Below are 14,329 nucleotides of genomic sequence, written 5' to 3'. Positions count from 1 at the left end.
CGGAACCATGAGCCCGGCGACGGCCCGAACTGCAGGGCCCCACGCACTAGCGCCAGTGGGCTGCTCTGTGCCGTTCTCTGTCATACCGGCTTACTCTCGTGAGACTGCTCACCACACCGACTGATGGTCCTCGGTCACGCCTAGCAATCGGTGAACCTCACGCTTGGGCCCATCGGGTGAGGCGCGCACCCAGCCCTTGAAGGTGCCGACCGGCTGCACATAGTGGCTGGCGGCAAAGCCGAGGTTGCGGGCATCCTGGCGCGCGCCTTCGGGTTGGAATTGCAGGTCGAGCAGCCCGTCGTCTGTGCTCACATGCCAGGGCTGCAGCGGCTGGGCCGCATTGAAGGCGAAGCGCGCCGCGCCGAGTGGGATGAGCTCGCCATCAAGCCAGAGCGCGTTTTCCTGGCCTCCGAAATAGCCCTGCTGCAGATTGAAGCCCAGACCCGGGCCATGCGCGCTGGCCCAGCGCCAGGCGGTGTGGCGGGCGAGCAGGCCGTTGGAGGCGTCGAGCGCGCCCCAGGCCTGGTCCAGGCTCAGATCCTCATGCCCGGCAGCGCCGCGCAAGCGTGCCTGGCCGCGCAAAGGCAGGGCGCTGGTTTTTTGCGTGGCATGAGCGACGCCGCCGGCGATGGGGCCGATGGCCAGCAGGGGCGGCGCCATGGCCGCCAGGTCCAGTTCGGCCTCGATCTGCAGCTGCGGCGTGTCCACCTGAATCTGCATGCGCTGGTCCTTCCCGCTGCTCAAGTCGAGTCGAGCGCGCATGCCGCGAAACCAGGTGGAGCTGCCTGCTGCAAACGGGTCGTCGGACACCTGCGCCTGCAAGCCCGGCAGGCCGTCTTGGCTCCAGTCCACCCGCATGGACCGCTCGCGCCGGTCGAAGAGATAGGCAAAGGCGGTGCAGGTCCAGCCCACATCGACGATGGCCAGGCCGATGAACAGGCGCTCGTCACCGAGGCCCAGATAGACCCAGCGCTTGTGATGCAGGCGCCGCCACAGCCAGCTGCGCGTGTGCGGGGCTTGCAGACCGCGCCAGTCGAAGCCCGCTTCGAGCCGGCCGGCAAAACGTCCGTTGGCGGGCTCGCCGTTCAGCACCAGGCGGGCCGGCGGCTTGGGCAAGTGTTCGAGTTTCACGAGCTGTGCACCTTCAGATTCTGTGCGCGCCGCCATTCTTGCGGCGTCTGCCCCGTCCACTGCCGGAAGGCGCGGCTCAGGGCGCTGTGCTCTGAGTAGCCCAGTAGGCCGGCCACCTCGCTGAGCTCTAGCTCGGGGTCGCGCAAATAGGCTTCGGCCAGTTGTTGGCGGGTCTGATCCAGCAGGGCCTGGAAGCTGCTGCCTTGCTCGCTCAGGCGGCGTTGCAAGCTGCGCGGGCTCATGTTCAGAGCTTGGGCCAGATCGGCCAGGGCGCTGCGGCCGGAGCGGATCAGACCGATCAAGGTGTGGCGCCACAAAGCCACCGGCTCACTGAGCGCCGTGCCCAGTTCGCGCAGCAGGCGCTCGGCCTGCTCGTCCAAGAGGGCCAGCAGAGCACTGTCCGAGGCGCGCAAGGGCAGGGCCAGGTCTTCGTGGACCAGGGTCAGGCTTGTGAGCGGCTGGGCGAAGCGAACCGGGCCGCCAAAGAAAGCCTCGTAGGGTTTCACATCGGCCGGCCGGGGGTTGACGAAATCCACACCCAGTGCGCGTAGCGGCCGTCCGCTCAAATCGCGCGTCAGCTGCATCAGGGCGGCCAGGGCGGTTTCGTCCACCAGAGCACCTGGCCGGCCGCGCTCCACGCCCCAGACGATGCGCAGGCCTTCCGGCCGCAGCTCGACCTGAGCCTGGTTGACGTCGTAGACCGAGCGGTGGTGGCGCTCCAGGCGCTGCAAGGCTTGCGCCAGGGTGCCGCAAGCCAGGGCGGCATATCCGATCACGCCGAAATGTCGCGGACTGATGCCCCGGCCCAAGCGCAGGCCGAAGGTGGCCGGCGGGTCGGGATCCAGGGTTTGCGCCTGTTGAAGCAAGGCTTGCCAACGCTTCAGCGCGACGAAATGCTCGCCCGCGGCCGGGCCTGGGCCCAGCAGGGCGGGGGCGTCAAGCCCGAGCGCGGCGACATGCTCGTAGAGCAGCTGCACATAGCTGGCGGCAACGCGGGCTTCGGTCATGGGCGAGAAGGCGAGTGGCAAGTCATGGGAAAGCAGGCCGCGATGATGCCCGAGCAGCGCTACGCGGCGGTCGGGAAAAACGCCAGGGCGGCGCCGATTTGGCGTGATTCGTCAAGCGATTGGTCCGCTGCGTCAAGCAGCGGCGCGCGCGGCGGCGCATCATGGCGGCTGCCGCGGCTTCTTCCCTTTTGCGCACCCACCATGGACGCCCTGACCGACTTCTTTCAGCAGCTCTACCTGCGCCACGGCGACTGGCGCGACCTGACCCTGCTGCTGCTCTCGCCCCTCTTCATGGTCTTCATCGCCCTGGAGGCTTGGCGCCTGCGCCAGCGCCGCGTCTACCGCTGGCGCGACACCCTGGACAGCATGAACAGCGGGGGCAGCTATTTGCTCGTCGATCTGGTCCTGCTGGCCGTGTGGGTGCTGCCGGCCATGGGCTGGATCTACCAGCACCGGCTGTTCACCCTCGAGGTGACGCCTTTGAACTTCATCGGCCTGTTTCTGGCGGTGGAGTTCCTCTACTACTGGTTCCACCGCGCCAGCCACCGCATCCGCTGGTTCTGGTGCGCCCATGTGGTTCACCACGGCTCGGAGCAGATGAACTTCACCACGGCGCTGCGACAGAGCTGGTTCTACCCCATCGCCGGCAATTGGTTGTTCTACACACCCATGGTCTGGCTGGGCTTCGAGCCGCGCTGGGTCTTGTTCGCGCTCTCGCTCAATCTGGGCTACCAGTTCTTTGTCCACACCCAATGGGTCGATCGCATGCCGGCCTGGTTTGAATGGGTTTTCAACACCCCATCGCACCACCGCGCTCACCATGGCCGTAACCCGGTCTACATCGACCGCAACTTCGGCGGCATGCTGATCGTGTTTGACCGGCTCTTCGGTACTTTTGTGCCCGAAGGCGAGCCGGTGGACTACGGCCTGCAGCACCCGGTCGAGACCCACAATCTGTTCTGGCTCAATGCCCACGAATGGGCGGCCATGTTCGCGGATATGCGGCGTGAACGCAGCCTGTGGCTGGGACTCAAGCACCTGTGGGCACCGCCGGAATGGCAGCGCCACGGGGACAAGGCGGGCTCGTCCGCGAGTCCGGGCTGATCTCCGTAGAATGCCTCTTCTTTTATATGACGCCGACGTGACAGACAAGAAGCGCGGCGTTTGAGGCTCCCTATCCATGACAGGCTTTCCCGCAGGCACGAGCGCCGAATCTGCAGCCACCCAGCCGGTGGTGATCGTCGGGGCCGGTCTGGCCGGTTTGACCACAGCGCTCCATTTGGCCGATCGCGTGCCCGTGGTGGTGCTGGCCAAGCGCCAGCTGGGCGAGGGCGCCACCGCCTGGGCGCAGGGCGGCATCGTCGGCGTGTTGGGCAGTGATGACAGCATCGACTCCCATGTGCGCGACACCCGCGACGCCGGCGCCGGCCTGGTGGACGAGGAGACGGCTCGCTTCATCGCCGAGCGCAGTGCCAAAGCCGTCGAGTGGCTGGTCAACCAGGGCGTGCCTTTCACCGCAGACGAAGAAGGCCCGCTGGGCCTTCACCTCACACGCGAAGGTGGCCATGCCGTGCGCCGCATCGCTCACGCTGCGGATGCCACCGGCAAGGCCATCCACGAACAGCTGTTGGCCGCTGCGCAGGCCCACCCGAACATCGACCTGCGTGAGCGCTGGATGGCGCTGGACCTGATCACCTCACGCCATGTGCAGCGCGAGGAAGAGCCGCGCTGCTACGGCATCTACGCGCTCAATATCGACACCCAGCGCGTCGAGGCCCTGGCCGCGCGCGCCGTGGTGCTGGCCACCGGCGGCGCCGGCAAGGTGTACCGCTACACCACCAACCCCGACACATCCACCGGCGACGGCATTGCCATGGCCTGGCGTGCCGGCTGTCGGGTGGCGAATATGGAGTTCATCCAGTTCCACCCGACCTGCCTCTACCACCCGCAAGAACGCAGCTTCCTGATCACGGAAGCGCTGCGCGGCGAAGGCGGCCATCTGGTGCTGCCCGACCATGTCGGCGGTGGCCGCTTCATGGCCGCGCATGACGAGCGCATGGAGCTGGCACCGCGCGATATCGTCGCCCGCGCGATTGACTTCGAGATGAAGAAGCACGGCGTCGACCATGTGTGGCTGGACGCCACCCACCTGGGCGAAGCCTTCTTGAAGGAACATTTCCCCACCGTGCATGCGCGCTGCCTGGCCCTGGGCATCGACATCGCGCGGCAGAAGATCCCGGTCGTGCCGGCTGTGCATTTCACCTGCGGCGGCGCCGTCACCGACTTGCAGGCCTGCTGCGATCTGCCCGGTCTCTACGCCGTGGGCGAAACCGCTTACACCGGCCTGCACGGCGCCAACCGCCTGGCCAGCAACTCGCTGCTGGAATGCGTGGTGCTGGGCCAGACCTGCGCCGAGCACATCCTCGGCCTGCCGGCTCTGCCGCCGGCGCCGCTGCCGGCCTGGGACGAGAGCCAGGTCGAGGATGCCGACGAGCAGGTCGTGATCGCCCACAACTGGGACGAGATCCGCCTCCTGATGTGGAACTACGTGGGCATCGTGCGCACCACCAAGCGCCTGGAGCGGGCCCTGCATCGCATCCATTTGCTGCGCGCCGAGATTGACGATTACTACGCCAATTTCCGTGTCACCCGCGACCTGCTGGAGCTGCGCAATCTAGTCGACTGCGCCGAGCTGATCGTGCGCTCGGCACTCTTGCGCCATGAGAGTCGCGGCCTGCACTACAGCCGCGACTACCCGCGCACCTTGCCGGTCAGCTTCCCGACCGTGCTGGTGGCCGAGCGCGGCCTGCGTACCAAGCGCTGAGCCATGAGGGCGTCACGTCATCTAGCGGCATCCGTCGTGCTCTTCGCATTGGTGGGTGTGGCCGAGGCCGCGGACCTGACGGTATCGGCGGCCTCAAGCCTCAGCAATGCCTTCCGGGAGCTCGCTCCTGCCTTCGAGGCCCAGAACCCTGGCACCCGCCTGCTGTTCAATTTCGCCGCATCGGACACGCTGCTGGCCCAGATCGCCAAGGGCGCGCCGGTCGATGTATTCGCCGCGGCCGACCAGGAAACCATGGATCGTGCCGAAGTGCAGAAGCTTCTGCTGCCCGGCAGCCGACGCAACTTCGTCAGCAATGAGTTGGTCCTGGTCACGCCTGCCGAAGGTGGGCCGAGCCTGAGCGGCTTGGCCGATCTGGGCAAGCCCGGCGTCAAGCGCGTGGCGCTGGGCCGGCCCGAAGGCGTGCCGGCGGGCCGTTATGCCAAGGGTGCGCTCGAGGCGGCCCAGCTGTGGCCTGTGGTGGAGGCCAAGGCCATCTATGCCGTCAATGTGCGCCAAGCCCTCGACTATGCAGCGCGTGGCGAAGTGGATGCAGCATTCGTCTATGCCACCGATGCCTTGGTGCAAAAGGACAAGGTCAAGGTGCAGTTCCGCGTGTCGACCGAGACCGCCATCCGCTACCCGGTGGCTGCCGTGAGTGGGGGACGTAACGAAGTCGAAGCACGCAAATTCATCGACTATTTGCTGTCACCGGCCGGCCAGACGGTGCTTGCCCGACACGGATTTCGCAAGCCTTAGCCCGGGCTGGCGCGAAAAGCTCAGCCTTGCTGACGCAGCGCGGTGCGCGCCTGCACGAAGTTGAAGGCGTAGTCCACCGACTCTTCGATCGCGGTGTCGATCTCGCGGCGCTCGTGTTCGGTCAGGTAGAAGAGGAAGTCCACCGCATGGCGGATGTAGCGCGGCGGCAGGCGGTTCAGGGCCACACAGGCCACATCGCAAAGCAAGTCGCTGTCGGCCTGGATGGCCGGGTACTGCGGTGCCAGCGCCATCACGGCGGACAGCACCTCGCGTTCGTGGTGGTTGTAGAGCGAGCTGAAATCTTGACTCATGGTGCAGGGGTCTCCGCATATCGCCAGCAAGGCGGGTTGATCCTAGCAACGATAGCCGCTTTTCGCCCGGCTGCGCGGCGGAAATGGCAGCCTGCCGCCGCCATTTTCCAAGCCCGCTTCAGGCGGCCCCGATGCCCGGCACCAGGCTGCCGGCTTGGCGGGCCTTGAGTGCCGCGGTGAAGGCCAGCATGCGGTCGATGCAGCCCAGGGCCTTGACGCGGATCGGCTCATCGATGTGGATCTCGCCCAGACCTTGCTCCAGGCAGTCGACCAGGTTTTGCAGGCCGTTCATGGCCATCCAGGGGCAGTGGGCGCAGCTCTTGCAGGTGGCGCTGTTGCCGGCGGTGGGCGCTTCGATCAAGGTCTTGCCCGGTGCCAGCTGGCGCATGCGGTGCAGGATGCCGTTGTCGGTGGCGACGATGTACTCCTGTGCGGTGCCTTCGACCACCGCCTTGATCAGGGCCGAGGTCGAGCCCACCACATCGGCCTTTTCGACCACGCTCTTGGGCGACTCAGGGTGCACCAGCACCATGGCGCCGGGGTGTTGCTCGCGCAGCAGCTCCAGCTCCAGGCCTTTGAACTCGTCGTGGACGATGCAGGCGCCGATCCACATCAGCATGTCGGCGCCGGTCTGCTCCTGGATGTAGCGGCCCAAGTGGCGGTCCGGGGCCCAGAGGATTTTCTGACCCTTGGCATGCAAATCGGCCACGATCTCGAGCGCGCAGGAACTGGTCACCATCCAGTCCGCACGCGCCTTCACGGCGGCACTGGTGTTGGCATAGACCACGACCTGGCGGTCCGGGTGGGCGTCGCAAAACGCGGCGAATTCATCGGCCGGGCAGCCCAGGTCCAGCGAGCAGGTGGCGTCCAGATCGGGCATGAGCACGCGCTTCTCGGGGCTCAGGATTTTGGCGCTTTCGCCCATGAAGCGAACACCGGCCACGACCAGGGTCTGGGCCGCATGGTCGCGGCCGAAGCGGGCCATCTCCAGCGAATCGGAGACGATGCCCCCGGTTTCCAGGGCCAGGTCTTGCAGATCCCCATCGACGTAGTAGTGGGCCACCAGCACGGCCTTGTGCTGGCGCAGCAGCTCGGCGGCGCGGGCTTTCAGTGCCTGTCTTTGGCTGGGGTTCAGGGGCGCGGGCACTTTGGCCCAGGCGTGGGCGGTGCAGCTGTCGCCCTGGGCGTCCTGGCGGGTGTAGTCGAATAAAACCTGAGTGTTCATGGTGGAAATGGTAGCTCAGGCGCCTGGGCCGGGCGGCGGCAGGGGGCTTGTACACTGAAAACATGCCCGGTCCCTACAAGGTCTTGCCCGCGTGCCTGTCCTTCGTGCTCGGTGTCGCCCTGAGTCTGGCGCCCTCGATGGGCGCCGCGCTGCCGACAGAGAGCCCGCCGGCCTTGCGCATGGGTGTCAGCCAATCCTGGGCCATGCCGTTTGCGCGTTATGCCAACGGGCAGTTGCAAGGCGGCATCCTGTTTGATTTTGGCCAGGAGCTGGCCGCGCGCCTCGATGTGCCGCTGCGTGTGCGCGTCATCCCGCCCAAGCGGGTGGAGGCCATGCTGGCGTCCGGTGAAGTGGATCTGCACTGCCTGGTCAGCCCCAGATGGTTGCAGCAAGAGCTGCCCGCCAGCCGCTGGACCGAGCCCGTGCTGCGCATGGACGACGTGCTGCTGGCCCGACCGGAGTTCGAGGGCCATGAGCTGGACCTGGCGCACGTCCAGGGCGCCTCGGTGGGCCTGGTTGTCAGTTATCTCTACCCGGCTCTGGACGAAGCCCTGGCCAGCGGGCGCCTGCGCCGCGAAGACGCACCTGCGCAAGCCCAAGTATTCGAAAAGATGCTGCGCGGCCGCAGCGATTTTGGGGTCAGCAACCGCCTGATCGCCGACTGGTTCAACAAGCAGCAGCCCGCGGCACAGCGGCTCAAGACCTTGCAGACCCTGGCCACCCTAGACACTGCCTGTGCCCTGGCGCCGCGGCCCCAGCAAGACCCGGCGCGCATCAAGGCGGCGCTCAGGCAGCTGATCCGCGACGGTGCGATCGAGAAGATCTTGCAGCGCTATCGCTGAGTCGCCACGAGTTCATGCGGGGGCGTTTCAGGCCTCGGCAAAGAACTTGCTCGGCGGCATGCCCACCGTGCGCGTCACCATGGCGCTGAAAGCGCTGGCGCTGGCATAGCCCAGCTCGGCGGCGATCAGGCTCATGGGCCGCTTGCGGGCTGCGAGGCTCAGGGCTTGGGCCAGCAGCACCTGCTGGCGCCACTGCGCATAGCTGCTGCCCAGCTGTTCGCGGAACAGGCGTGAGATGGTGCGCTCGCTGGCACCGACCTCGGCGGCCCAGTCGGCCAAAGCCGTGTGGCGCTGCGGCGCTTGCAGGATGGCCTCGCAGAGCCGCCGCAGGCGCGGGTCTTGCGGCAGGTCCACGCCCAGACGCAAGGGCTTGGCCCGGCTCAGTTCATCCAGCACCAGGCTGGCGATCCAGTGCTCTCGCTGCGCCTCGACCGCCGGGGCGTTTGGCTGGACCTCGCTGCTGGTGGCCAGCTGAAGCACCAGCTCGCGCAGCAGCGGCGTCACTTCCAGCACCCGGGCCTGGCTCCAGGCCAGTGAGTCTGGCGCGGGCGGCTCCGCGTGCAGATACAGCGTGCGCAGGTCGGCGCGTTCGACGGCGGTGACCGCGTGCTCGCGCAGCGGCGGAATCCAGCAGGCGCGTGAGGGCGGCAGCAAGAAGGTCGCATCGGGCGTGTTCACCCGCACGACGCCGCTGATGGAGAACACCAGTTGGCCCCAGTCGTGCTGGTGGGCGTGGATGTCCATCCAGTTTTCCATCTGCCGCGCCTTGGCCCGCACCGGGCGCGCAGCACTGGGTGCGTAGCGCAGCGGGTCCAGCGGCGGCAGGCTGGTGCGGCCCGGCGGCCGGCTTTTCTTGGGAGCAGGGCTCATGGCGGAAAATCAATACTCTTTGGCGAACTATCGTAACTCGGCCGTAGCCGGGCCGCCTACATTGAGGCCATGAACTCTTCCGCAGTCCTGTCTTCATCCTCCTCCACATCCGGCCCGGCCTTGAGCCCGGACGAGCAAGCCGCCGCGCAGAAAAAGCGCGACATCGCCACCATCAGCTTGATCGGCCTGGCGCATGGCACTTCGCATTTCTTCCACATGCTGCTGCCGCCGCTGTTCCCGGTCTTCATCCGCGACTTTGGTCTCAGTTATTCCCAGCTGGGCCTCTTGGTCACCACCTTTTTCGTGATTTCTGGCATCGGCCAGGCTTTGGCTGGCTTCCTCGTCGACCGCCGCGGTGCCCGGCCGATTTTGTTCGCGGCCCTCGCTTGCTTCGTGGCAGCTTCGGCCGCGGCCGGCCTGGCCCAGGGCTTTGGCGGCCTGATGCTGGCGGCGGCCCTGGCCGGACTGGGCAACTCGCCTTTTCATCCGGTGGACTTCACCATCCTCAACAAGCGGGTCTCGCCGGCGCGGCTGGGCCATGCGTTTTCGGTGCACGGCATCTCGGGCAATATCGGTTGGGGCCTGGCGCCGCTGTTCGCCTTGGGGCTGAGCAGCTGGAGCGGCAACTGGCGCTACGCCTACCTGGGCACGGCTCTGCTGGGCCTGGCGGTGATCGCCGTGCTGGCTTGGCAGCGCGCGGCGATCGATGATGCCCACGGCAGCTGGGCCCACGAGAAAGCCGGCGCGGCCACCTTGGCGCCCGAGCATCCGCTGGCGTTCTTGCGCCTTCCTTCGGTCTGGCTGTGCTTCTCGTTCTTTCTGTTCACCACCGCCTCGCTGAGCGCCATCCAGAGCTTTGCCAGCCCGGCCCTGGCCAGCCTTTACGGCCTGCCCTTGGCGACCACGGCTTTTGTGGTCACCGGCTATATGTTCTGCGGCGCCATCGGCATGGTGATCGGCGGCTTCTGGGTGGCCAAGGGCAAATCCCTGGAGCGCAATATCGCCATCGCCTTGAGCATTGCAGCGGCCCTGCTGATCTTGGCCGCCAGTGGCTGGGTGGCGCCCGCGCTGGCCGCCCTCATCGTCGCCCTGGCCGGTTTCGGCACCGGTCTGGCCGGTCCGTCGCGTGATATGTTGATCAAGCGCGCCGCGCCTCCGGGCGCCACTGGCCGGGTCTATGGCACGGTGTACTCGGGCCTGGACATCGGCTTCGCCGCCGCGGCGCCCGTCTTCGGCGCGCTGCTCGATGGCGGCCATGCCGGCGCCGTGTTTGGCGGTGCGGCCGCGTCCTTGCTGATGGCGATGTCGGCGGCTGCCTTGGTGCGGCGGGTGCGCGGCGCTTGACCCAGCGCAAGCCCGGGCGATCTTCATCGCGACGCCTTGGCAATGGCGGGTAAGTCCAGAGTCAGACCGCGCCCGGCCGCGCTTAAAGTCGGGCGCATGAACAGCAGCCCCAGCCTCAATCCCACTCCGTCGCCCGCCGCGGCTTCAGCACGCATGGCCGGCCACCTGCTGGTCGAAGCCTTGATCGCCCAAGGCGTGACGGAGGTCTTCGGCGTACCCGGTGAGTCCTATTTGGCCGTGCTTGATGGCTTCCATGAGCACCGCGAACAAGGCATACGCTTCATCGCCTGTCGGCAGGAGGGGGGCGCCGCCTTCATGGCCGAGGCGCAAGGCAAGCTGAGCGGCCGACCCGGCATCTGTTTTGTCACCCGCGGCCCCGGCGCCACCAATGCCAGCATCGGCTTGCACACCGCCTTCCAGGACAGCACGCCGATGATTCTCTTCATCGGCCAGGTGGCCAGCGACCAGCGCGACCGCGAGGCCTTTCAGGAGCTGGACTACCGCCAGATGTTTGGCCCCGGCACGCTGGGCTTTGCAAAATGGGTGGGCGAGGTGCAGGACGCCGACCGCCTGCCCGAGTACGTGGCGCGCGCCTTCCACACCGCTTTGCAGGGCCGCCCCGGCCCGGTGGTGCTGGTGCTGCCCGAGGACATGCTGACCGCGTTCACAACGGCGCCGGTGCTGCCGCGCGTGCAGGCGGCCCAGAGTTATCCCAGCCCCGCCGCCCTGGCCGAGCTGCGCGAGCGCCTGCTGGCCGCGCAACGCCCGCTGCTCATCGCCGGCGGCGGCGGCTGGACGGCGGAGAGCTGCGCCGCGCTGCAAGAGTTCGCGGAAGGCTGGCAGCTGCCGGTCGGCTGCGCCTTCCGTTTTCAGGACCTGTTCGACAACCGCCACCCGCTCTACGCCGGCGATGTCGGCATCGCCATCAATCCCAAGCTGGCCCAGCGGGTCAAGGACGCCGATCTGATCATCGCCGTGGGCCCGCGCCTGGGTGAGATGACCACCGGCGGCTACAGCCTGCTGCAGGCGCCGCGCCCGGCCCAGACCCTGGTGCACATCCACGCCGGCGCCGAAGAACTGGGCCGGGTCTACGCGGCCGACCAGATGATCAACGCCAGCATGAGCTGCGCCGCCCAGGCCCTGGCCTCGCTGCAGGCGCCCGAGGCGGTTGCGTGGAGCGCATGGGCCCAACAGGCGAACGCCGATTACGAAGGCAATCTGCAGCCGCAGGCCGTCAGCCCCCTGGACATGGCCGAGGTCGTCAAGACCCTGGGCCGGCGCCTGCCTGAGGGCACGGTGTTCACCAATGGCGCGGGCAATTACAGCGGCTGGCTGCATCGCTTCCACCGTTACACGGGTTTGCAGCGTTATGGCCGCAGCCAGCTCGCGCCGACCAGCGGCGCCATGGGCTATGGCCTGCCGGCAGCGGTGGCCGCCAGCCTGCTTCAACAAGAACGTTGGGTCGTCAACATCGCCGGCGATGGCGACTTTCTGATGAACGGCCAGGAGCTGGCCACGGCCACCGGCTACGGCGCCCGCCGCCTGATCTGTGTGGTGGTCGACAACGGCACCTACGGCACGATCCGCATGCACCAGGAGCGCGAGTACCCGGGCCGGGTCTCGGGCAGTGATCTCTACAACCCCGACTTCGCCGCCCTGGCCCTGGCCTATGGCTGGCGCTCAGCTCGGGTGGAACGCACCGAGGACTTCGAGCCGGCACTGCAGGCGGCCATGGCGGCCGAAGGCCAGCCGACCCTGATCCATCTGCGCCTGTCCAGCGATGTCTCGACCAGCCGCAGCACGCTGAGCGCGATTCGCGAGGCCGCCGAGAAGCGCTTGCGACAGGCAGAAGCTTGAGCGAAGTCTCACCGGAGGCTTGCTGAGACCGCCTGCGTCACCGTCGTTCAAGGCAAGGAAACAGCGTTTGATCGCAACATGCCCAGGATGAGGCTAGGCAGGCGGTGCTGCAGGACCTATCGTGCCGGCGCTGTCTTGCTCCACGCTGAGCTTGAGCAGCTGTCCGGGTCTGTGCCTGGGCACGGGCCACGCATGAATCCTGCTGCGAGACTTTCATGAAAAAGCTACTGGATGACTTTCCGTTTGTCTCGGTGGAGACGGCGTTGATGCTGTTCCGTCTGGCCCTGGCCGCTGTCTTCGTCGGTCATGCGGGCATGCGGCTCTATCTGCAACATGATCTCGCCCAAAGTGCAGAGAGCCTGGCCATTCGGGGCGTGCCTTTCAGCATGGCCCTGGCTTGGCTTGTCACGGTGTTCGAGCTCTTGGGTGGGGTCCTGCTTGTTCTGAATCGGTACACCCGCTGGATCGCCCTGGGTTTCTTTTTGATCAGCGTGGCGACCATGGCGCTGGTGCAGGTGCATGCTGGTTGGTGGGTGGCGGAATACGGCGATGGAGGCATGGAGTTCAGCGCTGTTGTTTGTGCCATGTGCCTATTCCTCGCGGCCGTGGATCGAGCGCAGCAAGAGCAAAGGCAGCCGGAGGAAACAGGTCTGCCGGTGCGGGTGCCGCAGCTCGGCTTGCCAACCCTGCCGAGGCGCGGATGAGGTCCGACATGAAGAAACTATGTGCCGCGTTTCCGTTTCTCAGCGTCCCTCAGGCCTATTTCGTCCTGCGTTTGGCCTTGGCTCTGTTCTTCATGATCCATGCCGGAGCGCGCTTTACCGAGGCCAACTATTTCAGGGGGCTGGGGGCCGGCTTGTCGGAGTTCGGCATGCCGTTTGCCTATCAGCTGGGTCTGGCCGCCACCACCATCGAACTGCTGGGCGGAAGCTTGCTGATCTTCAACCGCTTCGCCAAATGGGTGGCATTGGGCTTGTTCTGCATCAGTGCCACGGGCATTGTTTTCATCCACCTGCGTCTGGGCTGGTTCGTCGGTGAATTCGGCAATGGCGGCGCCGAGTTCAGTGTTGCCTTGTGCGCGATCTGCCTCGTGGTGGCCGCATTTGACCGGGAGGCGCACAAGCGCAAGGGCTTGGGCCCGCAGGCGACAATAGGGCATGAACCATCTTGATTTCGAATTGCGCGGCGAGTTCATCGAACTGGACAAGCTGCTGAAGGCCACCGGCTTGGTGGAGAGCGGCGGCCGTGCCCGCGTGGTCATCAGCGAGGGCCATGTGCAGGTGGACGGGCGCGAGGAACTGCGCAAGACCGCCAAGATCCGTGCCGGCCAAGTCGTGCAGTACCAGGATGCCCGCATCAAGGTGCTGCCCTCGGCCTGAGTCCGCCGTTTCCAAGGGAGCAAGTGTCACGCCATGGAATTCTCGACCTGCGATTTTTGCGATGCCTTCAAGTCCGACGAGTCCGGGCGCCTGCGCGTGCTGCCTGGGGTCTACCGCAGCTATGGTGCGCTGACCCGCTTTGCCGGCCCCATGCGCACGGTCAAGTGTTTCGAGGACAACAGCCGCGTCAAGGAAGCCGTGGAAAGCCCGGGCCATGGCCAGGTGCTGGTGGTGGACGGCGCCGGTTCCCTGCGCCGTGCCTTGTTGGGAGGCAATCTGGCGGCGGCTGCCGCGGCCAACGGTTGGGCCGGCCTGCTGATTCACGGCTGCGTGCGCGACCTGGCCGAGCTGGCTGCCACGCCTCTGGGCATCTTGGCCCTCGGCCATGTGCCCATGCCGACCGACCGCAAAGGTCAGGGCCAGAGCGAGCTGGTCCTGCATCTGCATGGCCTGCCACTGCGTCCCGGTGAGTGGCTGTATGCCGATGTCGACGGGGTCGTGGTCAGCGAACAGCCCTTGCACACCGGCAGTTGAGCCTGCCCAAATCCAGCGAATGTGCAGATTGGCACGGCCCGTGGCCGCGGCAAGCGGGCCAGTTCAAGGAGGGTCATGATCAGCCGCTATGCTGGCCGGGGGCCCTAGAGGCAGGGCCCAACTTGAGCGAAACGGCGCCCTGAGCGCTTGTTGTAGTGGGCGTTGCGCATGTGCGTGTTGTGGCGTTATTTGTGGGTGATCGGCGCTTGGGCTGTCTGTGGCGCGGCGCTCGCGTCAGGTCAAATTCGT

Annotated in this window: 15 protein-coding genes; 10 read left to right on the top strand and 5 right to left on the bottom strand. The window is 66.7% G+C overall.

All coding sequences use genetic code 11. From position 1 onward, the window contains the following. Window positions 1-108 precede the first annotated feature (108 nt). Window positions 109-1,131 (bottom strand): DUF2804 domain-containing protein, encoded by a 1,023-nt coding sequence (locus tag LNV23_RS09315; protein ID WP_263562740.1) that lies wholly within the window; start codon window positions 1,129-1,131, stop codon window positions 109-111. Then, on the bottom strand, window positions 1,128-2,138 hold the full coding sequence (locus LNV23_RS09310; protein WP_263562739.1) for an AraC family transcriptional regulator: 1,011 nt from the start codon (window positions 2,136-2,138) through the stop codon (window positions 1,128-1,130). Before LNV23_RS09310 ends, LNV23_RS09315 begins: the two co-directional genes overlap by 4 nt. Window positions 2,139-2,339: 201 nt before the next feature. Here LNV23_RS09310 and LNV23_RS09305 point away from each other — a divergent pair, with 201 nt between their 5' ends. The 3 genes from LNV23_RS09305 to modA all read left to right on the top strand — a co-directional run bounded on the left by LNV23_RS09305 (window position 2,340) and on the right by modA (window position 5,718). Continuing rightward, a complete protein-coding gene (locus LNV23_RS09305; protein WP_263562738.1) occupies window positions 2,340-3,242 on the top strand; it encodes a sterol desaturase family protein in 903 nt (300 codons plus the stop codon). A 76-nt stretch (window positions 3,243-3,318) separates the two neighbouring features. Continuing rightward, window positions 3,319-4,962, top strand: a complete 1,644-nt coding sequence (nadB, locus tag LNV23_RS09300; protein WP_263562737.1) for an L-aspartate oxidase — start codon at window positions 3,319-3,321, stop codon at window positions 4,960-4,962. Window positions 4,963-4,998: 36 nt separating this feature from the next. Continuing rightward, window positions 4,999-5,718, top strand: coding sequence for a molybdate ABC transporter substrate-binding protein (modA, locus tag LNV23_RS09295; protein ID WP_318023219.1), 720 nt, complete (start codon window positions 4,999-5,001; stop codon window positions 5,716-5,718). Between the two features lie 20 nt (window positions 5,719-5,738). Here the strand turns inward: modA and LNV23_RS09290 are convergent, their stop codons facing one another. Together LNV23_RS09290 and nadA are read right to left on the bottom strand one after the other, a co-directional pair. Further along, window positions 5,739-6,029: a late competence development ComFB family protein gene (locus LNV23_RS09290; RefSeq protein ID WP_263519192.1), complete on the bottom strand. Its 291-nt coding sequence runs from the start codon at window positions 6,027-6,029 to the stop codon at window positions 5,739-5,741. A 118-nt stretch (window positions 6,030-6,147) separates the two neighbouring features. Then, window positions 6,148-7,254, bottom strand: a complete 1,107-nt coding sequence (nadA, locus tag LNV23_RS09285; protein ID WP_263562735.1) for a quinolinate synthase NadA — start codon at window positions 7,252-7,254, stop codon at window positions 6,148-6,150. 62 nt (window positions 7,255-7,316) lie between these two features. Between nadA and LNV23_RS09280 the strand changes: the two genes are divergently transcribed. Next, on the top strand, window positions 7,317-8,096 hold the full coding sequence (locus tag LNV23_RS09280) for a substrate-binding periplasmic protein (RefSeq protein WP_263562734.1): 780 nt from the start codon (window positions 7,317-7,319) through the stop codon (window positions 8,094-8,096). Between the two features lie 27 nt (window positions 8,097-8,123). On the opposite strand, the gene LNV23_RS09275 is transcribed toward LNV23_RS09280, so the two are convergent. Further along, the gene (locus tag LNV23_RS09275; RefSeq protein ID WP_263562733.1) at window positions 8,124-8,966 is read right to left on the bottom strand and encodes an AraC family transcriptional regulator; all 843 of its coding nucleotides are present in this window, start codon (window positions 8,964-8,966) and stop codon (window positions 8,124-8,126) included. Between the two features lie 69 nt (window positions 8,967-9,035). Here LNV23_RS09275 and LNV23_RS09270 point away from each other — a divergent pair, with 69 nt between their 5' ends. The 6 genes from LNV23_RS09270 to rraA all read left to right on the top strand — a co-directional run bounded on the left by LNV23_RS09270 (window position 9,036) and on the right by rraA (window position 14,080). After that, window positions 9,036-10,310, top strand: a complete 1,275-nt coding sequence (locus LNV23_RS09270) for an MFS transporter (RefSeq protein ID WP_263562732.1) — start codon at window positions 9,036-9,038, stop codon at window positions 10,308-10,310. A 96-nt stretch (window positions 10,311-10,406) separates the two neighbouring features. Then, a complete protein-coding gene (locus LNV23_RS09265) occupies window positions 10,407-12,167 on the top strand; it encodes a thiamine pyrophosphate-binding protein (protein WP_263562731.1) in 1,761 nt (586 codons plus the stop codon). Window positions 12,168-12,433: 266 nt separating this feature from the next. Continuing rightward, on the top strand, window positions 12,434-12,871 hold the full coding sequence (locus tag LNV23_RS09260; protein ID WP_263562730.1) for a DoxX family protein: 438 nt from the start codon (window positions 12,434-12,436) through the stop codon (window positions 12,869-12,871). An 8-nt stretch (window positions 12,872-12,879) separates the two neighbouring features. Next, window positions 12,880-13,338 carry a DoxX family protein gene (locus tag LNV23_RS09255; protein WP_263562729.1) on the top strand — a complete coding sequence of 153 codons (459 nt, stop codon included), beginning with the start codon at window positions 12,880-12,882 and terminating at the stop codon, window positions 13,336-13,338. Next, on the top strand, window positions 13,325-13,546 hold the full coding sequence (locus LNV23_RS09250) for an RNA-binding S4 domain-containing protein (protein ID WP_263562728.1): 222 nt from the start codon (window positions 13,325-13,327) through the stop codon (window positions 13,544-13,546). Before LNV23_RS09255 ends, LNV23_RS09250 begins: the two co-directional genes overlap by 14 nt. 33 nt (window positions 13,547-13,579) lie before the next feature. Continuing rightward, window positions 13,580-14,080 carry a ribonuclease E activity regulator RraA gene (gene rraA / locus LNV23_RS09245; RefSeq protein WP_263562727.1) on the top strand — a complete coding sequence of 167 codons (501 nt, stop codon included), beginning with the start codon at window positions 13,580-13,582 and terminating at the stop codon, window positions 14,078-14,080. Window positions 14,081-14,329: the final 249 nt, after the last annotated feature.

The organism is Kinneretia sp. DJ1R-11 (genome assembly GCF_025717595.1).
Lineage (GTDB): Bacteria > Pseudomonadota > Gammaproteobacteria > Burkholderiales > Burkholderiaceae_C > Paucibacter_A.
Note: the sequence above shows the minus strand (reverse complement) of the source record. Positions and strands in the feature narration are given on the sequence as shown.